The 21,292-nt window shown below is 67.9% G+C and carries 20 protein-coding genes; 8 read left to right on the top strand and 12 right to left on the bottom strand.

Translation table 11 applies throughout. The features are described 5' to 3' along the window. Positions 1-2: 2 nt before the first annotated feature. Both ACZF5Y_RS00910 and ACZF5Y_RS00905 read right to left on the bottom strand, forming a co-directional pair. Complete coding sequence (locus tag ACZF5Y_RS00910) at positions 3-1,655, bottom strand: ABC transporter substrate-binding protein (RefSeq protein WP_497533939.1); 1,653 nt, start codon at positions 1,653-1,655, stop codon at positions 3-5. A 129-nt stretch (positions 1,656-1,784) separates the two neighbouring features. Next, positions 1,785-2,837: an amidohydrolase family protein gene (locus ACZF5Y_RS00905; protein WP_497533938.1), complete on the bottom strand. Its 1,053-nt coding sequence runs from the start codon at positions 2,835-2,837 to the stop codon at positions 1,785-1,787. Positions 2,838-2,947: 110 nt separating this feature from the next. Between ACZF5Y_RS00905 and ACZF5Y_RS00900 the strand changes: the two genes are divergently transcribed. Genes ACZF5Y_RS00900 through ACZF5Y_RS00890 form a run of 3 tightly spaced genes read left to right on the top strand, consistent with a single transcriptional unit; the run spans position 2,948 to position 5,030 of the window. Further along, entirely contained in the window at positions 2,948-3,631 is a 684-nt protein-coding gene (locus ACZF5Y_RS00900; protein ID WP_497533937.1) for a FadR/GntR family transcriptional regulator, read from the top strand. Then, entirely contained in the window at positions 3,618-4,805 is a 1,188-nt protein-coding gene (locus ACZF5Y_RS00895; RefSeq protein ID WP_497533936.1) for an MFS transporter, read from the top strand. The genes ACZF5Y_RS00900 and ACZF5Y_RS00895 overlap by 14 nt, the downstream gene beginning before the upstream one ends. 9 nt (positions 4,806-4,814) lie before the next feature. Beyond that, the gene (locus tag ACZF5Y_RS00890) at positions 4,815-5,030 is read left to right on the top strand and encodes an SCO4848 family membrane protein (RefSeq protein ID WP_497533935.1); all 216 of its coding nucleotides are present in this window, start codon (positions 4,815-4,817) and stop codon (positions 5,028-5,030) included. Positions 5,031-5,096: 66 nt separating this feature from the next. On the opposite strand, the gene ACZF5Y_RS00885 is transcribed toward ACZF5Y_RS00890, so the two are convergent. After that, positions 5,097-5,261 (bottom strand): hypothetical protein, encoded by a 165-nt coding sequence (locus ACZF5Y_RS00885; RefSeq protein ID WP_497533934.1) that lies wholly within the window; start codon positions 5,259-5,261, stop codon positions 5,097-5,099. Positions 5,262-5,420: 159 nt separating this feature from the next. Here ACZF5Y_RS00885 and tagD point away from each other — a divergent pair, with 159 nt between their 5' ends. Beyond that, complete coding sequence (gene tagD / locus ACZF5Y_RS00880) at positions 5,421-5,819, top strand: glycerol-3-phosphate cytidylyltransferase (RefSeq protein ID WP_053353704.1); 399 nt, start codon at positions 5,421-5,423, stop codon at positions 5,817-5,819. Positions 5,820-6,008: 189 nt separating this feature from the next. On the opposite strand, the gene ACZF5Y_RS00875 is transcribed toward tagD, so the two are convergent. Genes ACZF5Y_RS00875 through ACZF5Y_RS00865 form a run of 3 tightly spaced genes read right to left on the bottom strand, consistent with a single transcriptional unit; the run spans position 6,009 to position 8,724 of the window. Next, positions 6,009-6,788, bottom strand: a complete 780-nt coding sequence (locus tag ACZF5Y_RS00875; RefSeq protein ID WP_497533511.1) for an amino acid ABC transporter ATP-binding protein — start codon at positions 6,786-6,788, stop codon at positions 6,009-6,011. Further along, on the bottom strand, positions 6,785-7,813 hold the full coding sequence (locus ACZF5Y_RS00870) for an amino acid ABC transporter permease (RefSeq protein ID WP_497533933.1): 1,029 nt from the start codon (positions 7,811-7,813) through the stop codon (positions 6,785-6,787). Before ACZF5Y_RS00870 ends, ACZF5Y_RS00875 begins: the two co-directional genes overlap by 4 nt. 11 nt (positions 7,814-7,824) lie before the next feature. After that, positions 7,825-8,724: an ABC transporter substrate-binding protein gene (locus ACZF5Y_RS00865; protein ID WP_497533932.1), complete on the bottom strand. Its 900-nt coding sequence runs from the start codon at positions 8,722-8,724 to the stop codon at positions 7,825-7,827. Positions 8,725-9,010: 286 nt separating this feature from the next. On the opposite strand from ACZF5Y_RS00865, the gene ACZF5Y_RS00860 reads away from it, so the two are divergent. The 4 genes from ACZF5Y_RS00860 (at position 9,011) to ACZF5Y_RS00845 (ending at position 15,871) form a co-directional block, all read left to right on the top strand. Then, the gene (locus ACZF5Y_RS00860) at positions 9,011-11,560 is read left to right on the top strand and encodes a helix-turn-helix transcriptional regulator (RefSeq protein WP_497533931.1); all 2,550 of its coding nucleotides are present in this window, start codon (positions 9,011-9,013) and stop codon (positions 11,558-11,560) included. Positions 11,561-11,567: 7 nt separating this feature from the next. After that, positions 11,568-12,497, top strand: a complete 930-nt coding sequence (locus tag ACZF5Y_RS00855) for a methyltransferase family protein (RefSeq protein ID WP_497533930.1) — start codon at positions 11,568-11,570, stop codon at positions 12,495-12,497. A 558-nt stretch (positions 12,498-13,055) separates the two neighbouring features. Then, positions 13,056-15,257 carry a hypothetical protein gene (locus tag ACZF5Y_RS00850; RefSeq protein ID WP_497533929.1) on the top strand — a complete coding sequence of 734 codons (2,202 nt, stop codon included), beginning with the start codon at positions 13,056-13,058 and terminating at the stop codon, positions 15,255-15,257. Between the two features lie 113 nt (positions 15,258-15,370). Then, a complete protein-coding gene (locus ACZF5Y_RS00845; RefSeq protein ID WP_497533928.1) occupies positions 15,371-15,871 on the top strand; it encodes a hypothetical protein in 501 nt (166 codons plus the stop codon). Here ACZF5Y_RS00845 and ACZF5Y_RS00840 read toward each other — a convergent pair. The 6 genes from ACZF5Y_RS00840 to ACZF5Y_RS00815 all read right to left on the bottom strand — a co-directional run bounded on the left by ACZF5Y_RS00840 (position 15,868) and on the right by ACZF5Y_RS00815 (position 21,198). Further along, a complete protein-coding gene (locus ACZF5Y_RS00840; RefSeq protein ID WP_497533927.1) occupies positions 15,868-16,251 on the bottom strand; it encodes an MmcQ/YjbR family DNA-binding protein in 384 nt (127 codons plus the stop codon). The genes ACZF5Y_RS00845 and ACZF5Y_RS00840 overlap by 4 nt on opposite strands. Before the next feature lie 196 nt (positions 16,252-16,447). Further along, entirely contained in the window at positions 16,448-17,761 is a 1,314-nt protein-coding gene (locus tag ACZF5Y_RS00835; RefSeq protein WP_497533926.1) for an NtaA/DmoA family FMN-dependent monooxygenase, read from the bottom strand. After that, complete coding sequence (locus ACZF5Y_RS00830) at positions 17,758-18,483, bottom strand: amino acid ABC transporter permease (protein WP_497533925.1); 726 nt, start codon at positions 18,481-18,483, stop codon at positions 17,758-17,760. Before ACZF5Y_RS00830 ends, ACZF5Y_RS00835 begins: the two co-directional genes overlap by 4 nt. Next, entirely contained in the window at positions 18,480-19,127 is a 648-nt protein-coding gene (locus ACZF5Y_RS00825; protein ID WP_497533924.1) for an amino acid ABC transporter permease, read from the bottom strand. The genes ACZF5Y_RS00830 and ACZF5Y_RS00825 overlap by 4 nt, the downstream gene beginning before the upstream one ends. Beyond that, positions 19,124-19,906 carry an amino acid ABC transporter ATP-binding protein gene (locus ACZF5Y_RS00820; protein WP_497533923.1) on the bottom strand — a complete coding sequence of 261 codons (783 nt, stop codon included), beginning with the start codon at positions 19,904-19,906 and terminating at the stop codon, positions 19,124-19,126. Before ACZF5Y_RS00820 ends, ACZF5Y_RS00825 begins: the two co-directional genes overlap by 4 nt. Beyond that, positions 19,903-21,198: a M20 family metallo-hydrolase gene (locus tag ACZF5Y_RS00815; RefSeq protein ID WP_497533922.1), complete on the bottom strand. Its 1,296-nt coding sequence runs from the start codon at positions 21,196-21,198 to the stop codon at positions 19,903-19,905. The genes ACZF5Y_RS00820 and ACZF5Y_RS00815 overlap by 4 nt, the downstream gene beginning before the upstream one ends. Positions 21,199-21,292: the final 94 nt, after the last annotated feature.

The following is a 21,292-nucleotide window of genomic DNA, read 5'->3' as shown; positions in this document are numbered from 1 at the left end:
TGCTACTCCACGCCTCCGATAGTGGCTGCCCAGGGGTAGCCGAGGTAAGCCGACGACGCCGTCGCCCCCGAGATGCCGTTGTTCTGCACCAGGATCACCGGCAGGTCGCCCATCGGCAACCACGGCAGGTCGCGCGTGATCTTCTCCTGCGCGGCGATTGTGTACTTCGCGCGTTCGACCGGGTCGAGCGTCTTGCGAGCGTCGTCGAGCTCCTGCGCCGCACCGTCGTACTTGATGAAGTTGTTGGTGCTGTCGGGGGTGAACGTCGTGTAGACGTCGAGCGGGTCGGTCACGTTGCCGTAGTAGGTCGTGAAGAAGCCGTCGAGACCCTCGCGCGCCTTCGGGTCGAAGTAGAGGTTGCCGAACTGCTCGACCGGAATCACCTTGGTCTCGATCTTGAGCCCGATGGCCTCGCCGGCGGCCTGGATCAGGTTTGCCGTCTGCTCGTGCACGGCCGATGAGCCCTGCACGCCGAGCACGATCGGAGCCGAGACGTCGCCGGCTTCGGCGAGCAAGGATTTCGCCTTCTCGATATCGGGCTTCACGGAGTAGCTGTCGAACGCCTCCTGGAATAGCTTGCCCGCTTCGTCATCGCCGTAGTAGGCGGGCCCGGTGAGCACCGGCGACGGGATCGCGGCGCCCTGGAACACCACGTCGGCGATGGCCTGCGTATCGATCGCGGCGAGCAGCGCCTCGCGCACCTTCGGGTTCGAGAACGTGCCCGTCTCCTGGATCGCGCGCAGCGACCAGAAGATGTACGACTTGCCGAAGGTGATCGACGCGTCGCTGTTCTCGAGCTGCGTGAGCCCGGCCGGCGGCAGGTAGAAGAACTGACCGTCGACGTCGCCGGTGCGCAGCGCGTTCACCGCGGTCGACTCGTCGGCGATGAAGCTGAACGCGAGCTCCTCGACCTTTGGCACCAGGTTCGTATCCCAGTACTTGGCGTTTTTCGCGAGCGTGATCGCTTTGCCGGGCTCCCAGCTCGCGAGCGAGAACGGGCCGGTGCACATGAGCCCGCCCTTCGGGGTGCCGAACTGCTCGCCCGCGGACTCGGCGGCCGCCTTCGAAACGATGGCGCCGGCCGCGCTCGACATGCCCTGCTCGAAGAGCGCGTCGGGCTGCGAGAGCGTCACGGTGACCTGGTTGTCGCCCGTCTGCTCGACCGAGCTCACGTTCTTGAAGTAATCGGACCAGTACGTCGCCGAGTCGGGGCCGACCTGGCGACCGAGCGAGAACACGACATCGGCGGCGGTCAACGGGGTGCCATCCCAGAAGGTCACCCCGCTGCGCAGCGTGTACACATACGTGGTGTCGTTCGGCGACTCGACCTTCTCGGCGAGCGCATTTTCGATGGTGAGGTCGGGGGTGATGCGGGTGAGCCCCTCGCAGAGGTTCGCGTCGACCGTGTTCTCGGCGTAGTTGAACGTCAGCATCGGGTCGAGCGACAGCGGTTCGTAGGGCAGGTTCCAGGTCACGCGGTCTACGGGCTGCGCGCCCGGGTCGGTCGTGGTGGCGAGGCTCGCGGCGTCGATATCGAACGCGGCGCTGCCCTGGCCGCCGCCCGCGCTGCCGCCGCCTCCGCCCGCGCATGCGGTGAGCGTCAGCGCTGCGGCGGCGACTGCACCGATCAGCGTGAGGGGTCGTCTGATGGTCACGGGGACTCCTTTGTTCCAGCGGGGTGAATCAGGTGGTGGTGAGGTGGTTCAGGGGTGATGGGTGATTCAGGGGGAAGTACATGCGGGGTGGATCGCAGCGAGGCCGTCACTCAGCACCCCACTGGCCGGTCAGCGGGCGACGACCTCGTGCCCGTCGCGCAGCACGCGCACCGGGGCCGGGCGATCCGTCACCAACTGCGCCAGATTCTCGGCGGCGAACTCGAGCCGGGTGCCGCTCTCGGGCGTCCACTCGGCGATCTCGGCCACGCCGAGCATCTCGCCGCCGTGCGTCGAGGCGATGCGGAAGGCCCGCTCGAGTTCGGCGTCGGTGATCGCTCCGGTGCGATAGGCGAGCAGGTGCGCGCGATCGACCATGCTGCCGGTGCCGAATGGGCTCCACGAGTCGCGGACGCCGTCGGACCCGGCGACCACACGCACGCCGTGGCGTTCGAATACATCGAGATCGGGCACGGGGTCGGGCCCGAGTGCGCACGTGGCGATCCAGATGCCCGCCTCGGCGACCCGGTCGAGGGTTTCGCCGAGACTCTGCAGCGACGCGTCGCACAGCGCGAACGCGTGACCGATGGTGACGCGCCCCTGGCGGCCACCCGCGACGGTGCGCCGCGCGATCTCGCGGATCTGCGCGAGACCGTCTTCGCCACCGTCATGCAGGTGGATGTCGAGGTCGCGCCCGGCGCGATCAGCGAGCCCGAACACCGCATCGAGGTGACCGTGCAGGTCTCCTTCGATGCCGCCCGGGTCGATGCCGCCGACCAGGTCGGCGCCGGCGTCGAGCGACGCGGCCATGACCTCGAGCGTGCCCGGGTTCGTGAGCAGCCCGAACTGCGGGAAGGCGACGATCTGCACGGTGAGGTCGGGCAGTCGCTCCGCTGCGGCGCGCACGCCCTCGACGTTCGCCGTGCCGAGTTCGGCGGCGACATCGACGTGTGCGCGCATCCCCAGCGTTCCATTGGCGAGTGCGTTCGAGAACAGCGCGTAGGCCCGCTCTTCCACCGAGGTGTCATAGCTGAACTGTGTCGCGCGGTCGTTTTCGATGAGCTCGGCGAGCGTGTGCGCTGGGCGTCTGGACATCCACGGGCGCCCCCACGAGGACTTGTCGGGGTGGATATGCCCGTCGACAAGGCCGGGGGTGCGCAGCAGGGGCGGAGGGGTCGCCGTCATTGGTGAACCTTTCTCGGAAGTTCTCGCTCGATCCGAACGCTGGGATGGCGTTCGGTAAACGTAAGACATATGATAACCATACAACTCCCGCAATCTGCAAGGATGGTCACGTGCGACACATTCAACGGCGCTCTCTGGTCGACACCGTCGTCGACGAGCTGAAGCGCGAGATCAGCGAAGGGCGCTGGGTACTCGGCACCCGCATTCCCTCCGAAGCCGAGCTCACCGTGGCGCTCGGCGTTAGTCGCCCCTCCGTCCGCGAAGGCGTGAGAGCGCTCGTGCAGCTCGGCCTCCTCGAAGCCCGCCAAGGCGACGGCACATACGTGATCGCCACGGACCCCACTCAGGTCGCCCTGCGTCGCGCGCTCCACTCCGCCGACAGCCGTGAGGTCATCCGTGTGCGACGCGCACTCGATGCGCTCGCCGCGTCTGAGGCCGCGCACGCCCGCGACGACGCCGATGTCGAACGCCTCACCGCCCTGCTCGCCCAGCGCAGCGACGCGATCCGCGACCGCGACACCGAGGCGTTTACCGAAGCCGATGTCGCGTTCCACCTGGCGATCGCCGACGTTTCTGGCAACCGGCTGCTCTCAGATATCTACTCGAGCTTCGACGCGTCGCTGCGCGAGTCGATCTCAGACGCGTCGTGTCTGGCCGCCGGCAGCGACCCGGATCAGGCGGACCAGCACGAAGCACTGCTGCGCGCGATCGCAGTGGGCGACGCCGACCTCGCACGCGACGCCGCCCTCGGCGTGCTGTCGCAACAGGAGCAGTTGCTCGATGAACAGCCCTGACCGCCGTCAGGGAGTCGCCGCAGGAATACTCACGATCGCCGTCGGGCTGAGCGTTCGCTACCCGATCACGAGCGTCTCCCCCCTGCTCAGCGAGATCAGCGCCGGCTACGCGTTGTCGCACACGGCGATCGCGATCCTCAGCGCCATCCCGGTGTTGCTCTTCGGCCTCGCCTCACCGCTTGCCCCGTGGCTCGTATCGCGCCTCGGCCTTTCGCGTGCAATCGCAGCGCTCCTCGCAGCGCTCGCGCTCGCGACGCTGCTGCGCCCGCTCCTGCCCGGCACCCTCTTCGCCGGAACCGTCATCGTGGGCGCCTCGATCGCGCTGCTCGGCATTCTTGCTCCGCAGATCATCAGACACGCGCTCGCGGCTCGGGGTGGCTTCTGGACGGGGATCTACACCACGTCGTTCGGCATCAGCGCCGCGACCGGCGCCGCACTCTCCGTGCCACTCTTCCACGCACTCGGCGATCGAGTCGGCCCCTCGCTGGCCGCATGGACGGTGCCACTGCTGGTCGCCCTCGCGCTCGCGCTCGTCTTCGGAAAACGCGTCGACGGCGGTGAGCGTGGCGGCCACGCGGCTTCCGATGCACCGCGCGAATCGATCTTCCGTGCCCGCGGGCTGTGGCCCGTGACCGGGTTCTTCGGCTGCCAGGCGCTCATCTATTTCTCGCTCACGGCGTGGCTGCCCACGATCGCGGTCGACCGCGGTGCCGACCCGGCGCAGGCCGGGTTGCTACTCGCGTGGATGAGCATCGCCGGGCTGCCCGCGTCGCTCGCCGCTCCCAGCCTCGCGTCGCGCGTGCACTGGCGTATCGGCCTGTTGACGGTCACCGCAACGCTCGCGATCACCGGACTGCTCGGGCTCGCGTTCGCCCCCGTTGCGCTCATGCCGGTCGCGATCGCGGTGCTCGGCATCGCACTGAGCTCAGCATTCGGGCTCTCGATCGCGCTCATCGTCTTCACGGCGCCGAGCGTGGCGCAGACGGCCGCGTTCTCCGCGGTCAGCCAGGGCATCGGATACGGTGCGGCGGCAGCCGGGCCCCTCGTGCCGGGCCTGCTCGTGGAGGCCGGTGTCGGGTGGCCCGCCGTGCTGCTGATGCTCGTCGGCGTTGCCGTGATCGAGCTGATCTTCGGCGTGACGAGCGCGCGGGCCTCGCGCGGTGCCGCCACCTAGACTGGGGCCATGACCGTCTTCGCAGGAATTCTGCTGCTCATCAACGCCCTGTACAACGTGGTCGTGTGGCCGCGATTCTGGACGCGGGTGGCGAAAGACTCCCGTGCACGCGACGATCAGGGCCGCGCGACCACGTTCCTAAAGGTGCACGCAGTGCTTATCGGCATCGCGCTACTCATCGCGCTCGTCTCGGCGATCGCGGGCATCTGGGTGCTCGTCGCGTAATTCGCACGCCGAAGTCCGACCTGCAGCTCCACTCTGCTGCGGGCCGGGCCACTCGCCTCGCCGGAGCTATTCTTCGTCGTCTGCGATCGTCTCGGGGTCGGACGCCTTCGTGTGCGTTGCGGGCCCGAGATGCGATGCGCCGCCCTCGTCGGTCCACTCCTGGCCGACTTCGACGTTATGCGCCGGGTCGGACTCGTGATCAGGCGTGCGGTGCTCGTGCGTCAGCGTCATGGTGCCTCCTCGTTCAAGTGAGCCTCGTAGCACATTGGCCACATTTCGAGGGTACGCCTGGCCGCCGACAATGGGCAGGGGCTTGATCTCGGGAGGCCTGGTCGGGCATCAGGCGGTCGCCGCACCGCAATGCGCGACGCCAAACCGTACACTGGGGGGATGAAGCGGATTCTGACCTACGGAACGTTCGACCTGCTGCATTGGGGCCACATCCGTCTGCTGCGTCGCGCGCGGGCACTCGGCGACTACCTGGTCGTCGCCGCGTCGTCCGAGGAATTCAACGCCGGCAAGGGCAAGAAGACCTACCACGACTTCGAAACGCGCAAGAACATGCTCGAAGCGGTGCGCTACGTCGATCTCGTCATCCCTGAAGAGGCGTGGGATCAGAAGATCCGCGACGTGCAGAAGTACGAGATCGACGCCGTGGTGATGGGCGGCGACTGGGAGGGCGACGAGCGCTTCGAGATCTTGCGCCCCTACTGCGAGGTCATCTACCTCGATCGCACCGAGGGCGTTTCGACGACGAAGATCAAGAACGACCTCGGCGAGGGCGCGTAGCGCAGAATCGCTGACGCCCGCCACACGCTGACCTCTGAGCGTCGACCGATCGAAGGTTGATCGTGGGAGCGGTGCGCAGGCGAAAGCCCCGTGCCGGCGTATTTGCGGGTGAGTCGGTGTGCGATCTTGCACACTGCGATCACGCAATGAACGCCGGCACGGGGCTTTCGCCTGCGCACCGCGGAAGGCCTACAGCACCTTCGAGAGGAATGCTTTGGTGCGCTCCCGCTGCGGATTGGAGAGCACTTCGGCGGGGTCGCCTTCTTCGACGACGACGCCGCCGTCCATGAAGACAAGCTTGTCGGCGACTTCGCGTGCAAAGCCCATCTCGTGCGTCACGACGATCATCGTCATGCCGCTCTCGGCGAGCCCCTTCATGACATCGAGCACTTCACCGACGAGCTCGGGGTCGAGCGCCGAGGTGGGCTCGTCGAAGAGCATCAGCTTCGGCTCCATGGCGAGTGCCCGGGCGATGGCGACGCGCTGCTGCTGACCACCCGACAGGTGTGCCGGGTAGTAGTCGTGGCGCTCGGCGAGCCCGACGCGTGCGAGCAATTCCATCGCGCGCGACTTCAGCTTCGCCCGGTCGCCCTTCTTCAACAGGGTCGGCGCGATCATCACGTTCTCGAGCGCGGTCATGTGCGGAAACAGGTTGAAGCGTTGAAACACCATGCCGATGTCGCGTCGCTGTGCCGCAGCCTCGCGCGGATGCATCTCGTAGAGCTTGTCGCCCTTCTGCTTGTACCCGACGAGTTCGCCATCGACCGACAGGCGGCCCGAGTTGACGGTTTCGAGGTGGTTGATGCAGCGCAGGAACGTGGACTTGCCCGAGCCCGACGGCCCGACGAGGCAGAGCACTTCACCGCGCTGCACCTCGAGCGAGATCGACTTGAGCACGAGGTTCGAGCCGTAGGACTTGGACACGCCCTGGGCGAGCACCATGGGCGTTTCGGTCGCGTGGACGCTCATGCGCCTCCCCCTCCGGGTCGCTCGTGCGGGGGCACGATGTTCTCGCCGCCGCCCGCGCTGGGGTAGGTCGGGTGGGTGTCGTCCGTGAGGCCGATGACGCGCACCGACTGGGTTTCGACGGTCGGCTTCATCACGTCGGGGCGCTGCGAGACGCCCTTCGCGAACTTCTTCTCGAGGAAGTACTGCCCGACCATCAGGATCGACGTGACCGTCAGGTACCAGATCGACGCGCAGATCAGCATCGGCACAGGCTGGTAGGTGACCGCCGAGATATCGCGCGCACGACCGTACAGGTCGAGCGTGAACGGCACCGCGGTCACGAGCGAGGTCGTCTTGAGCATCGAGATGACCTCGTTGCCGGTCGGCGGGATGATGACGCGCATGGCCTGCGGCAGAATGACGCGGCTCATGGTGTGCCACCAGCCGAGGCCGAGCGCAGTCGCCGCCTCGTCTTGGCCCTTGTCGACCGAGAGCAGACCGGCGCGCACGATCTCGGCCATGTAGGCGGCTTCGTTCAGTGCCAGGCCGATCACGGCGAGCGTGAAGTAGCTCAGCAGGTCTTTGGTATTCAGCGTCGCAACGGCATCGGTGAACGGAATACCCAGGCTGATCGATTTGTAGATCGTGGGGATCAGGCCCCAGAAGACGAGCTGCACGTACACCGGGGTGCCGCGGAAGAGCCAGAGGTAGACCCAGGCGACGGCCTTGACAACCGGGTTCGGCGACTGCCGCATCACGGCGACGGTGACGCCGAGGGCCACCGCGATGATCATCGAGTAGACCGTCAGTTGCAGGGTGTACCAGGCACCCTCGACGATGCGCACATCGAAGAGGTATTTGCCGACTTCGCCCCAGTTGTAGACCGGGCGGTTGACGGCGGTGTCGTAGATGAAGAGCCCGGCGAGCACGATGATCACGACGGCGAAGACCGTGCGCCAGGGGTGCCGGAGTCGGATAGCCTCAATGGCCTCCGACTCGGGGTGCGGGGCGTTCTGCCCCGCACCGGGAGTGGTGCTGGTGGTCATGATCTACGCGATCACTCCGTGCCGGCGTTGATCTCGGCGGAGGTGACGGCACCCGACTCGATACCCGCTTCCTTCAGGATGTCGAGGTACGTGCCATCGTCGATCAGCGACTGCAGTGCCGCCTGCACGGCCTTGGTCGTGTCGCTGCCCTTCTGCGTGGCGAAGCCGTACGGTGCAGCGTCGAAGACCTCGCCGGTGATCTGCAGCTGATCGCTGAGCTTGGCGACGGCGTCGCCGGTCACGGGCAGGTCGGCCGAGAATGCCGCGGCGCGACCGTCGACGACCGCCTGGGTGACCTCGGGCTGGCCGTCAAAGCGCAGGATCTGGATCGCTTCCTTGCCTGCGTCGGTGCAGGCCTGCGACTTCGCGGGCAGCTCATCGGTGTCTTGCACGGTGCCCGCCTGCACGGAGACGACGAGACCGCAGGCGTCGTCGGGGTCGACGTCTTCGCCCTTGGCCGACGCCCACTGCGTGCCGGCGTTCAGGAAGTCGACGAAGTCGACCGACTTCTGACGCTCGACGTTGTCGGTGAACGACGACGAGCCCATGTTGAGTGCGCCCTCTTGAATGCGGGGGATGATGCTGTCGAAACCGAGGATCTCCCACTTGGGCTCGAGGCCGAGCTTTGCGGAGACTGCTTCAGCGAGCGTGACGCCCCAGCCGGTCGGATTGCCATCGGCATCCTTGAACTCGTTCGGCGGGTACTCGGCGTCGGTGCCGATTGTCAGTTCGCCCGAGTCCTTAATGTCCTTGGGCAGGAGCGCAACCGCCGCGTCGTCTGCGGTGATGTCGGCCGAAGGTGCCGAGGTGCTGCCCGACCCGCCGCCCTCCGACTCCGCGTTGTTGACGCAACCGGTCAGCGTGAGCAGGGCCGCCGCGGCGATTGCGGGGAGCGCGTAACGAATCTTCATTGATTTCTCCAGGTCGATTGAGGCGCCGGGTGATCCGGCGGAATCTTGCCCCTGAGCATACTGCGCTCCTGTGTCGAATCTGTGACAGAGTCTCTCCCCCGGTCCAGACAGAGGCTGTTGCTGGCACCGCACTGCCGCAGAATACTGCCGCGTCGACACATCGAGCACCAGACATAACATTCCGGTTAAGCTGACTTGGGGTCCACACAGGGCCGACTGAACTCGGGAGGCTACTGCGCTCGCGCGCAGCTCCCAGTTCAGTTCCGGGGGGAACGAGGAGAGCGCGGTGCCGGAAGACGTTGCCGACAACGGCGCTTCTTCGTTCGACACGAACGGTCAATTGCGGCGTGCGGAGCTACTTGCGCAACTCACCGCCGCTGGCCGCATCGTCGTGCTCAACGCTGAGCAGGGTGCCGGCAAGACGGAGCTGCTCTCCCAGTGGCTCGGGACGCAATCAGAGCGGCACATCGCCTGGATCGCCCTCGACGAGGGTGCCGCAGAGCCTCGGAGCTTCTGGCTGCGCTTGCTGCAAGCGCTGACGGCCGCACGCCCCGAAACCTTTAGCGGCTTGACCAACGACTACATGAGCGGACGCATTCCTCCGCAGGAAGCCCTCTCGCTCGTTATCTCGGCGACGATGCGCGACCCGTTCCCCATCACCCTCGCGATCGACGATCTCCACTTCATCGGTGCCGAGCTGCAAGATCAATTGGTCTCGCTGTTGCGCCGGTCGCCGCATCTCCAGCTCTTCGCGACGTCGCGATCGACGACGCGTTTCGAAGTTCCGCTGACCGCGGCCGGCCTCGACGTCACCGTGCTGGGATCGCACGACCTGGCGTTCAGCGCGACCGAACTCGCAGCGGTCACGGGCTCGCTCCCCTACCGACTCACTGATTCGGAAATCACCGCTCTGCGTCGCGCGACACGGGGGCATCCGCTCGCGGTGCGCCTCGCACTGTCGGTGATGCAGCAGCTCTCGCGTGGGGGCACGCGTCGACCGTCGACCGACGAGGTCGCGAGCGGCGTCGAAGGCCTGCTCGCAGACTTCGCCCCGAACTTCGAGAACGTCGCCGCTACCGACCTCGCACTCGCCTCGGCGCTGAGCCCCGAGGTCGATGAGCGCTTGGCCGAGCAGCTCGGCGGAGCGGCCGCGTGGTCGTGGTTCGAACGGTTCGATCAGGCCGGCATCGGACGGATCGCGCTGGTGTCGGGGCGCAAGACCTTCCGGCTGCACACGCTCATGAGCACGGCACTGCGTCCCCGCGCACTGCGTGAGTTCCCCGAGGATCGCGTCGCCGAAATCCGCCGCCTCGCATTCGAGCAGCTCTACGAGCTCGCCGATCCGATCGAAATACTCGAGCTGCTCATCGACGGCCAGATGGACCGCGCCATCTTCCCGCACTTCGTGCGGAACTACTCCGAGATCAGCGGCCGCCGCACGCAAGAGCTCATCACGATCGCCGAGACCATCTCGCCGGGGCGGATGTCGCGCGAGGGCACGATTCCGATCATGATCGCGGTTGCGCTGAGCGAAACGGCGACGATTCCCACCCCGCGTATTCGCGAGCTGCTGCAGATCGGAATGCCGACCCTCGCGTCGCGCGCCGCAGACGTGCAGGGTGCTGCCGGGCGATTGCTGCTGCTCGCACGATTCGCCGGCCTGCGGGTGAACCGCGAATACGCCGAGGCCGCCGAGGTCGGCGAGGAGTTCTTGCGGCTCGGGCCGATGGGGTCGGCGAGCTGGCGATCCGGCATGTTCGCCGCGCGCATGCAGGTCATCGTCACCGAGATTCTGGCCGGCCGCATTCCCGCGGCCATCGAGTTGGCGGCGGAGTCGAGCGACGACGCGCACTCGGGTCGCCGTGCACACCTGCATGCGGTGCTCGCGTTCGCGCACGGCCGCCTCGGCGATCTGCGCGCCGCCAAACGCGAACTGAGCTCGATCGACAGCACGCGGCCCGGCTGGCAAGGGTCGCTGCAGAGCATCGGCTGGCATCTCGCGACGGCGATGCGCGCCGCCAGCCTCGGCCGTCACGAAGCCGCCTCCGATGCGCTGCAACCCGTGATCGATCGCCTCGACGAGTTCGAGCTGTGGCCGGCGATCGTCTGGACCCGCGGGGTGACGCGGCTCATGGCCGACCAGGCCGCACGTGGGCTGCACGAGTTCGATGCCGCACTGGCGCAGCGTCAGCACTTTCCGATCAGCGACGGCTGGGCTGAGCAGCTTCAATCGCTGCGCGGCGAGTTCTTGCTGGCCACGGGCGACCTGATCCGCGCCCGTGCTGCGCTGACGCACGATGGCGACGACACGGCGACGCTGCTGGCGCGCACCCGACTGGCGCTGCTCTCGTCGCAACCCAACGAGGCGCTCGCGCAGCTCGAAGCCATCGACGAGTCCGAACTCTTCCCGTCTCAGGCAGTGCAGCACCAGCTGCTACGCGCCGCCACCCACGCGCGCCTCGGCAACACCGAGTTCGCGACAACGCTCGCCACGCAGGCGCTGCTCGCGCTCGATCGCCTCGACAACCGGCTGCCGCTGTCGTGGCTGCCTGCGGGTGACATCGCCGTGCTGCGCTCGCTCGTACCGACCGACATCTGGCGCCAGCCGCCGGGCACCCCGTTCGCGGGCGACGAGGTGATGCTCGAGGAGCTCTCGAAGCGCGAAGCGCTGGTGCTCGTCGAACTCGCGCGCGGCGGGTCGATCGACGACATCGCCGGCGACCTCCACGTCTCGTCGAACACCATCAAGACGCAAACGCGCAGCATTTACCGCAAGTTGAAGGTGTCGAGTCGCACCGAAGCGCTCGCGCGGGCGCGCCAGATGGGGCTGGTCTAGTTCGGCGATGACGGCGCACTCGGCGACGCGACGCATGGTCGGTCCTGCACTCGGCCGATGGTATTTCGCGGTCCAGGCGTTCGCGGGTGCCGTGTGGTGGATCAGCGTGTTCAGCCTGCCCCCGGTGCGCACGGCCACGCTCGGAGGGCTTGAACCTGCGCTCACCGCCACACTCGATGTCCCCCTGTTCGTGTTCGCCTCGGCACTGGTCGCGTGCGGGGCGCGGTGGGCAATCTGGATCGCCGTGCCCTGGACCGCGCTCGTCGCCGCGGGCATGTGCGGGTACGCGACGGTGACCGGGCTCGCCGGATGGGGCGCGCTCGCGATGGTGCTTGCCACTACCGGCAGCGTCGGCGCCGGGCTGCTCGTCTGGCGCGGTCGCCTCCCCACCGAGTGGGTACTCGTCGGCCCATTCGCGTTCCGTGAGGCCCCCGCTGCCGCGACGGGCCGGCACGTGGCGCGCACCGCGCAGCAGATCGTCGTGTTCTGGGGCGTCTTCCTGCTCGTACTCCCCGTCGTCATCACCGTGCTCGAGTCGCGGTGGGGGCTGCGCGTCGGCGTTCCCATCGCCGTGCCGATCGTCGGCGCCGTGCTGCTGGCCGCGGCAAGCGCGCTCGGGCTGTGGTCGGGGCTCACCATGTCGACGCGCGGAGCCGGCACCCCGCTCCCCTCTCAGACCGCAGCCCGCCTCGTCGTCGCCGGCCCGTATCGCTGGGTGCGCAACCCCATGGCTGTCGCGGGAGTACTGCAGGGTGCGGCCGTCGGCCTGATTCTCGGTTCGTGGCTCGTCGTCGCGTACGCAGTCGCGGGGTCGCTGTTCTGGAACTGGGTCGTGCGCCCGCACGAAGAAGCCGATCTGCGAGCCCGGTTCGGCTCGGAGTTCGACGCGTACGCTGCCCGCGTCGCCTGCTGGGTGCCGCGCCGGCCGCGCAGCTGATCCAGCCCCGCACCCGCCCCCGCGCCGCGCACGCCCCCCGCACCGCGCCCGCGCCGCGCCCGATTGGATTGGTGTCACTTTCTGCGCGAAGTACGGCCGATTTCGCGCAGAAAGTGACACCAATCGCCGGGGGTGGGTGCGGTGAGAGCGCGGCGCCGGGGGGTGGGTGCGGTGGGCGCGAACGCAGCGGGTGCGAGCGCGGGCCAAGGGCGCCCCGCGGCTGACATCTACCGGAGAAACAGTTCGGCTCCCGGCGGGCGCACACCCGGCAGGAGCCGAACTTCATGAGTCAAGGAGCCGACCATGCGGTGACAACGACCGGTTCCTGACTCTGAATGTACGAACGCAACATGTGAAATGATCGATTGCGCGTCATACATCTGATGTTGTATAGGTCAGCCTGAGTCACATCCGTTTTGCCCCACCGACTCGCATTCCGGGGCACATCTGCGGGCTTTCCCTGACACTCACGCGACTCGACTTGTGCAAACGTAGGCAAGGCAATCCTAAGTATGATGGATTGTTTGTTGTATCCGCCTGCCATCGAGGGGCTTTGCTGTGCCTGCTTTCCATCCATCTGTCTCCGCGCGCGCCGCGGCGGGAGCGCTCGTTGCGCTGCTGCTGGCCGGTCTCGCGCTCATCCTCACGCCGCTCTCAGCGCATGCTGACAGCTCGCAGTTCTCCCTGACCACGACCGCCACTGTGGGCGAGACGAGCCGTGATGCGGTCGTCGACGACGCCCGCGGCCGGGTGTACGTCACCGTCGACCCGAGCTCCGGCCCGGGTCAGATCACCTGGTACGACATCGCGACGGGCGCGCCCTCGGGCAGCTCCATCACGTTGCCCCAGAGCGACCCGACCGATATCGCGTTGAGCGCTGACGGCAATCGCCTCTACGTCGCCTTCAACACGTCGCAGACGCTGGCGATCGTCGACCTCACGTCGCCGACGTTCGAGACCCGCGAGCTCGCGGGCACGCCGTCGTACCCGAGCGGTCTCGTCGAAGACACCGACACCGGCGTGGTCTATATCTTCGACTCGACGGCGCTCACGCGCGTCGATCCGAGTACGGGAGCGGTCTCGACCCCGATCGCGATCAGCACCGAGCGCTACCCGCTCATCAAGGACGCGGTCTACGACGCCACGAACCATATGGTGTGGATCGCCGAGGGCCGCGCGAAGGTCATCACCGGCTACAGCACCATCACCGGCGCATGGGTCGATTCGCTCGCGTTCCCGGTCTCGACGCTCGTCGTCGACGGCACCCCGGTCGGCGGCCGAGCTGCGGCCCTCGCCATGGATGAGACCCTCGGCGAGCTGCACATCGCGGTCAACCCGACCATCAGCGATTCGTGGGATCGCACGAAGGTCGTGAGCCTGCGCGTCGCCGACGGCCGGTTCGTCGGCACTCCCGTCGAGGTCGGCGAGAACGTCTACGAGATGGCGGTCAACCCCGCGACGCACGAGGTCGTCACCACTGACGGCTTCACCAATACGGTCTCGGTGATCCGCCCCGATACCTGGACAGCCGAAACCGCAGTCGATTTCACCACCGCGGGCGTCACCCAGGGAACCGGGTCGCCCTACGCCGACACCTGGGGTCTCGGCATCAGTGCCGACGGATCGCGCATCTTCGCGAGCCACCCCTACTCCGATCGCCTGAGCGAAATCTCGCGGGCCGGCGACGCCCCCGTCGTCACGGAGCGCGAGGTCACCCCCGGCCAGGAGGCCGGCCCCGAAGAGCCGACGGTGAACGAGCCGTGGGAGGGCCCCGCTGCCCCAACGGCCAGCGCGACTCCCGCAGGTGCCAGCGCAACGACCGACGGTGCGCTCACCTGGGCGATCAACACGTACATGCAGGCCTGGGGCCCGCGTGCACTCGGCGACGCGGTGAAGAGCGGCACCGACTACGGGTTCTCGAACGGCACCGGCTGGGTCGACCGCGCGAGCGGAGCCGCGGATCTGGTCTGGGACGGCGGCATCTTCATTCAGCACTACCCGGCGCTCGCACCCGAGGTGACGACGATCCTCGGCAACCCTCGCCTGCAGATCGACGCCGATGGCACCGGGTCGCTGAGCTTCGACGTCTCATGGAAGGTCAGCGGCGCGCTGCAGAGCGACGGCTACCGTCGCGTCACGCTCGCCACGTTCTCGAACGCGTCGGTGACGAGCGAGGGCGATGCATACGCGTTCACCGCGCAGCCCGACTTCTTCGGCCGCGCACTGACCCTTGAGTCGCGCACCTACCCCAACTCGTACCCCGCCGACTTCGTGCAGTGGCTCGACCCGCAGCTGCAGCCCTGGTGGTTGACGACGGGCGCGTCGATGGACGCCGAGAAGCCGCCGCTGCCGTTCGCATTTGCCGCCACCCTCGCGGCGGCGGCGCCGGTCGGCGACGCAGACGGCGGGGCGACCTCCGAGTCGGGAGCTGATGGAGCGGGCGCGGATGCGACCGCGAGTGCCGACGGCGCCTCGGGATCGGCCGGTGCCGGATCGGCCACCGCCGACGCCACGAGCGCGTCGGGGGCCGCGAACGGTTCCGGCTCCAACGCTTCCGGCTCCGGCTCCTCGGGAGCAGCGGGCTCGAGCGCCGAAGCCGCGCAGCCCGCAGCAGCGACCGCGTCGGGCCTCGCGACCACCGGCGGCGCACCGCTCACTCCGTGGTTCATCGGGGGCGCCGCGATGATCGCGCTCGGCGGCCTCGCGTTCGGAGCGCGCCGCCTGCAGCGCGCCCGCGCGCACGTCAGCACGCAGGACTGACGGTCTGGGGTGCGCGGAGCATTCCGCGCACCCCGATCCTGCACCCAGAGAGTGGCCGTTGCACCCCTTACCGATCGCCCAGCGACGTCAGCGCAGTTCGGTACGCTGACGGCATGGCACTCGACGCCCTGCTGCTCCGACTCGACCGCATCGCCGGTGGCCGTCAAGCCGGTCTGCGCGTGGCCAGAGACGGCCTCTCGCACCCGAAGACGCGCCGCGCATTCCGCTGGATCGCCTGGCTGCTCGTGCTCGAGCTGCTGATCGGTCTCGCCGCCGCCGTCGCCGCGGTGTGGATCACCGCCGCAGGTGGCGCCGTGCCGTTCGCCGTGTGGATGCGCTCGTTCGTGGTGCTCGCCATGACCGTGACCCTCTGCTACTTCGCCTGGCGAGCCGCTCGCGGCTGGTACTGGGCGTACCGCCGCCTGCGGCTCTTCGCGCAGATCTTCCCGGTCATCACGCTGGTCATGGCGGCGATTCCCGGGCTCTACCCCGGATGGATGATTACCGAGCAGATCGTCTTCAGCCTCATCATGATCGGCATCGGCGACTTTCTGCGCGGCGACCATATGAGCGACGTCTTTCGGAAGCCTGACGGCAACGCGGCGCCCCGCTAGCTGCGACGCCCGAACTGCGCCGGGTCGACCGGACGGGCGTGCTTCGGCAGGGTCTCGACGACGAGCAAGTACGACTCGGTGACCAGGTCGTCGAGCAGCTCGGCTTCGAGTGCGCCGTCGCCCGACACCGTGATCCAGTGCTTCTTGTTCATGTGGTACCCGGGCGCGATGTCGGCGTACGCCTCGCGCAGCACGTTCGCGTCGGCCGGGGCCGACTTCAGCGTCACGATACCGTCGCCGCGCAGCGCCGAGATCAGCATGAAGACCTTGCCGTGCACCTTATAGACGTCGGCGTCGGGCCCGAACGGGTGCTCGAGCACCGCGCCGGGCAGCTCATCGGCTCGCGCGGCGGCGCGCTGCTGCAATTCGTGGGCGTCCATGCATCGATTGTGACGCATGCCGCCGACAATCGCGCGGGCCGGCGAGATGTGGCGATCCGGCATCGGCACATCACTGGGCCGCGGCGCACCCGCACCTCCCGTCGTGCAGGAGAACTTCCGTCGGGCGGATGCACGCGTGAGGGGATAGACCGCGGGAGCGAATTTCTCCTGCTCGACGAGTGGTGCGACGAGTTGTTCAGAATTCGCGCAGGCGATCCCGCAACCTCGGACGCACCTCGCCACCGCCATCGCGCACCAATCCGCGCCGCCGCAGTTCGGGAATCAATCCGTCGACGACCTCGATGACGTACTTGCGGTTGATCCGCATGCCAGGCGCGTGGATGAGGAACCCGTCGCCCCCGACCTCGCGGTGGATCTGCTCGAGGCGATCCGCCACCGTTGCCGGCGAACCGATGAGGTCGCCCTTGCGCCTGCCGCTGTCGCCAAGAATGAGCTCGCGCAGGGTCTTGCCCTCGCCACCCTTGAGCATCGCTCGCAACGTGCCCTGCTCGCCGTTCGTCGCGAGGTCGGCGGGCAGCGGCTGATCGAGGTCGAACTGCGAGAAGTCGATGTCGGTGACGTCTGCGATGCCGACGAGCGTGCGCTCCAAGAATTCGGGGTCAGCGATACGGGCTTCCGCGCGCTCCTGCGCGTGCGCGTCGGTGTCGCCGAGCGTCGGCGACACCAGGAAGAGCACCTTGACGTCATCGGGATTGCGCCCGAGCTCGGCGGCGCGCGCCCGAATGTCGTCGCGGTACGCCCGCATGTCATCGACGGTCGAGGCCGGCGACACCACCACGTCGGCGTACTTGGCCGCGAGCGCGCGCCCCTTCGGCGAGCCGCCGGCCTGCGCCACGACGGGTCGGCGCTGCGGTGACGGCGGGGTATTCAACGGGCCTCGCGACGCGTAGAAGCGCCCCTGGAAGTTGATGTCGTGCACTTTCGCGCCGTCGGCGTAGGTGCGAGTCTCGCGGTCGCGCACCACCGCGTCTTCGTCCCACGACTCCCAGAGCTGCTGCACGAGGTCGACGTATTCGTCGGCCTTCTCGTAGCGCAGGTCGTGCTCGGGAATGCGGTCGTAGCCGTAGTTCTGCGCGGCGCGATCCTCCCCCGACGTCACGACGTTCCAGCCGACGCGGCCGCGGGTGAGGTGGTCGAGTGTCGCGGTGAGACGCGCGAGCAGGTACGGCGGGTAGAACGTGGTCGAGAGCGTCGCGATGATGCCGAGGCGTTCCGTCGCCTGCGCGAGGAGCGGCACGAGCGGTGCGGGGTCAAGCTTCGGGGCGTGATACGCGTGCTTCAGCTCCGCGACGAATGAGCCGCCGTAGGTGTCGGCCACCATCGATTTGTCTTCGAGCAGCATGAAGTCGAAGTCGGCGCGATCGAGCTGTCGGGCGACATCGATCAGCGTCTCGCCCGACCAGTCGCGGCCGCCATCACCCCATTGCCCGTCCCAGTCGTCGACGGTGAAGTTGAGAAACCATCCGAGGTGGAAGCGCGAGTCGGTCATGATGCTCCTGTGGGGTGAGCGGGTGCGGTGGATATGGTCGGAGTTGCGGGCGCGGCAGCAGAGCCGGGAATCGCGCGGCGGCGGGCGCTGCGCCGTTCCAGGCGCGCGACGAGCCGAATCAACGGCAGCGTGATGATCGCGTAGACGGCGCCGGCGATGACGAGTACCTGCAGATACTCGAAGGTGATGGAGCCGATGTCGTACGCGCGGCTCAGCAGCTCGGGCAGCCCGAGCGCGAAGGCGAGCGACGTTGCCTGGAACATCTGAATGCAGAATCCGAGCAACGGCGCGAGCGAGATACGGATCGCCTGCGGCAGCACGACCGCGAAGAACGTTGCGGGTCGCGAGAGCCCGAGAGGCCGAGCGGCCTCGCGCTGACTGTCGGGTACGGCGAGCAGGCTCGCGCGCAGGATCTCGCTGCTGTACGCGGCCGTCGTGAACGAGAGGCCGATCCAAGCCGCGATCTGCGCATCGAGCACGATGTGCACACTCGGCAGCCCGTAGTAGACGAGCAGCAGCACGACGAGCACCGGGGCGCCACGACCGATTTCGATGAGGGCGATGGTGGGCCAGGTGATCCAGCGCGACCGACGCGTTGCGAGCAATGCGAGCAGCAGACCGACCAGCACACCGACCACCGTGCTGACGCCCGCGAGCTGCAGCGAGAGGCCGAGGCCGGGCAGCAGTTGCTGCAGCGTGTCCCACAGACTGTCGTTGATCATGCGCGTACCCGCTTTCGCAGCGCGTGCTCAGCGGATCGCCCGATGATCGCGATCGGAATGCTGAGTACGAGGTAGCAGACGACGGCGACGAGATATGCGTCAAGCCCGGCCCCCGCGGTGCGATTCGCCTGGGTCGTGAAGTAGGCGATCTCGGTGACACCGATCACCGACGGAATCGACGAGTCTTTCAGCAAGGTCAGCGCAAAGGTCGTGGCCGAGGGCAGCGCGACGCGAATCATCTGCGGCGCGATCACGAAGCGGAACCGGTCGATCACCGAGAGCCCCAGGCTGCGCGCGGCCTCCCCCTGGCCGACCGGCACCGCGGCGAGCGCGGTGCGCAGCACCTCCGAGAGGTACGCCGCGGCGACAATGCCGAGCACGAGCACGGCGGCCGGGAGCGGGGCGAAGTGGAAGGTGCCGATCGAGACGCCGAAGTACAGGATGAAGAGCCAGACGAGGATCGGCACGCTCCGCACGAGGTCCACGACGATGCGCACTGGCATGCGCAGCACCGCCCGCGGCGAATCCAGCGCGAGAGAGCCCGGCACCGCGAGTACCGCGCCGAGCGCGAACGCGGTGACGGAGACGAGGATCGTAAGCGGAATACCGGCTGCGATGCTCGTGATGATCTCGGAAAGGGTCACTGCTCGCGCACGACCTTCAAGAATTGCCGCGTGCGCTCGTGCTGCGGGTCAGAGAAGAGCTGCGCAGGCGGGGCATGTTCGATGATCTGTCCGTCGGCCATGACGAGCACGTCGCTGGCCACCTGCTCGGCAAATCGCATCTCGTGAGTGACGACGAGCATGGTGATGCCGGTGCCCGCCAGGCGGCGCAGCACCTGCAGCACCTCGGCGCGCAGCTCCGGGTCGAGCGCTGATGTCGGCTCGTCGAGCAGCAGAACGCGAGGCTCCAAAGCGAGCGCGCGGGCGATGGCGACGCGCTGCTGCTGGCCACCCGAGAGCTGCGCCGGGCGGTGCTCGGCGCGGTCGGCGAGGCCGACCTGCGTGAGGCCCGTGAGCGCGCGCTCGGCGGCGTCGGCCCGGGAAAGCTTGCGCACGCGGCGCAGAGCGAGTGCCACATTCTCCTGCGCGCTGAGGTGCGGAAACAGATTGAACGACTGGAACACCATGCCGACATCGGAGTGCAGCGCCTGCTCGGCCGCGTGCGAGAGCTTCGTGCCGGCGGCATATGCGGTGCCCGCGATGGTGACAGTGCCTTGCTCGGGTGATTCGAGCCGGTTCAGGCAGCGCAGCATGGTGCTCTTGCCCGAACCACTCGGCCCGATGATCGCGGTGACGGCGCCGGCGGGCACGTCGAAACTCACGTCGGAGAACACGAGGTGATCGCCGAACGACTTGCCGAGGTCGCGCACGGAAACGAGCGGTTGGGCGGTCTGCGATGCGGGGGTCTGCGATGCACTCATCGTGCGGCTCCACTCAATTCGGCGACGACATCGAACAGCACTCGCGCTCCGTTCGCCGACCACTCGGGGGTGATGTTCTCGGCCTCGGCGTGACTGATGCCGTCGACGCAGGGGATGAAGATCATGGCGGTGGGCACGTGCGGTGCAAGCTGCATTGCGTCGTGCCCGGCTCCCGAGACCAGCTCGGCGACGCTTAGACCCTGGCGGCTGGTGGCGTTCCGGATCACCTCGAGCACATCACGGTCAAACTCGACGGCGGGCTGCACGAGCACGGCTTCGACGGCGATCGTCGTGCCATTCTCTGCACCGATCCGCTCCGCTGCGTCACGGATCTGCTGCTCGGCGCGATCCAGCACGGCCACATCCGGGTGCCGCAAGTCGATCGCCAGACGGGTCTGCCCCGGAATGACGTTGCGGGAGTTCGGCACGACCACGAGTTCGCCCACCGTGGGGCGGATGTCGGGGTCGACGGTCTCCCCGAGTCGCGCCACGGTCTCGACCAGACGCGCACCGGCGACCAGCGCGTCGTGGCGGCGATCGATGGGCGTGGTGCCCGCGTGGCCACTTGACCCGACCACGGTGATATCGAGCCACCGGATGGCCTGCACGCCGGTGACGAGACCGATATCGGTACCCGTTGCTTCAAGGTGCGGGCCCTGCTCGATGTGGATTTCGACCGACGCGTGCAGTGCTGTGGCGCTGGGGCGATACTGCGTGACCGCAGCCGAGGCTTCGATCTCGCCGAGCGCCTCGGCGACCGATATGCCGTCGGCATCGGTGCGGGCGAGCGCATCGTCGAGCGCGAGGGCGCCGGTGAAGACCGCCGAACCCATCATGCTCGGGCTGAAGCGAGCCCCCTCTTCATTCGTCCAGTTGGCGAGCACGATCGTGCGCTCGTGCGCGACCTCGTGATCGCCGAGAGAACGGAGCACCTCCAGGCCGGCGAGCACGCCGTACACCCCATCGAATCGACCGCCGAGCGGCTGACTGTCGAGGTGCGAGCCGATCAGCACGGGTGGGAGCTCGGGCCGAGCGCCTGCCTTGACGATGAACTGGTTGCCGATCTCATCGCCCTGCACCGTCCAGCCCGCTGCGGATGCAGACGTGCGCAGCCAGGACCGCACCGCTGCGTCGGCGGTACCGAGCGCGAGGCGGTGCAGGCCTCCCCCGTCGGTGCCGCCGAATCGCGCGGTCTCGATCAAGGTGCCCCAGAGTCGGTCGGCGTCGACGGACGCGGTGACGCGACCACTCGCGTGCTCGGTCTCGCGCGGCGTCGGGTTGGGGTGACTCATCGGGCTCCAGTGGTGATTGTGACGTTTCGGTGCAGCGGTCTGTCGATCATAAGGAGAGCTTGGGGGAGACATTCTCGACAGGTGTTCAAACCGG

It is taken from the genome of Leucobacter sp. WKLB1 (genome assembly GCF_059696215.1).
This window is presented reverse-complemented; position numbering and strand designations above follow the sequence as displayed.

Excerpts from the sequence above, each read along its gene's own strand:
- tagD (WP_053353704.1), top strand. The coding sequence starts at position 5,421 with ATGAAGCGGATTCTGACCTACGGAACGTTCGACCTGCTGCATTGGGGC.
- ACZF5Y_RS00855 (WP_497533930.1), top strand. The coding sequence starts at position 11,568 with ATGACGGCGCACTCGGCGACGCGACGCATGGTCGGTCCTGCACTCGGC.
- ACZF5Y_RS00905 (WP_497533938.1), bottom strand. The coding sequence starts at position 2,837 with ATGACGGCGACCCCTCCGCCCCTGCTGCGCACCCCCGGCCTTGTCGAC.
- ACZF5Y_RS00845 (WP_497533928.1), top strand. The coding sequence starts at position 15,371 with ATGGCACTCGACGCCCTGCTGCTCCGACTCGACCGCATCGCCGGTGGC.
- ACZF5Y_RS00815 (WP_497533922.1), bottom strand. The coding sequence starts at position 21,198 with ATGAGTCACCCCAACCCGACGCCGCGCGAGACCGAGCACGCGAGTGGT.
- ACZF5Y_RS00890 (WP_497533935.1), top strand. The coding sequence starts at position 4,815 with ATGACCGTCTTCGCAGGAATTCTGCTGCTCATCAACGCCCTGTACAAC.
- ACZF5Y_RS00895 (WP_497533936.1), top strand. The coding sequence starts at position 3,618 with ATGAACAGCCCTGACCGCCGTCAGGGAGTCGCCGCAGGAATACTCACG.
- ACZF5Y_RS00820 (WP_497533923.1), bottom strand. The coding sequence starts at position 19,906 with ATGAGTGCATCGCAGACCCCCGCATCGCAGACCGCCCAACCGCTCGTT.
- ACZF5Y_RS00870 (WP_497533933.1), bottom strand. The coding sequence starts at position 7,813 with ATGACCACCAGCACCACTCCCGGTGCGGGGCAGAACGCCCCGCACCCC.
- ACZF5Y_RS00885 (WP_497533934.1), bottom strand. The coding sequence starts at position 5,261 with ATGACGCTGACGCACGAGCACCGCACGCCTGATCACGAGTCCGACCCG.
- ACZF5Y_RS00835 (WP_497533926.1), bottom strand. The coding sequence starts at position 17,761 with ATGACCGACTCGCGCTTCCACCTCGGATGGTTTCTCAACTTCACCGTC.
- ACZF5Y_RS00865 (WP_497533932.1), bottom strand. The coding sequence starts at position 8,724 with ATGAAGATTCGTTACGCGCTCCCCGCAATCGCCGCGGCGGCCCTGCTC.
- ACZF5Y_RS00875 (WP_497533511.1), bottom strand. The coding sequence starts at position 6,788 with ATGAGCGTCCACGCGACCGAAACGCCCATGGTGCTCGCCCAGGGCGTG.
- ACZF5Y_RS00840 (WP_497533927.1), bottom strand. The coding sequence starts at position 16,251 with ATGGACGCCCACGAATTGCAGCAGCGCGCCGCCGCGCGAGCCGATGAG.
- ACZF5Y_RS00830 (WP_497533925.1), bottom strand. The coding sequence starts at position 18,483 with ATGATCAACGACAGTCTGTGGGACACGCTGCAGCAACTGCTGCCCGGC.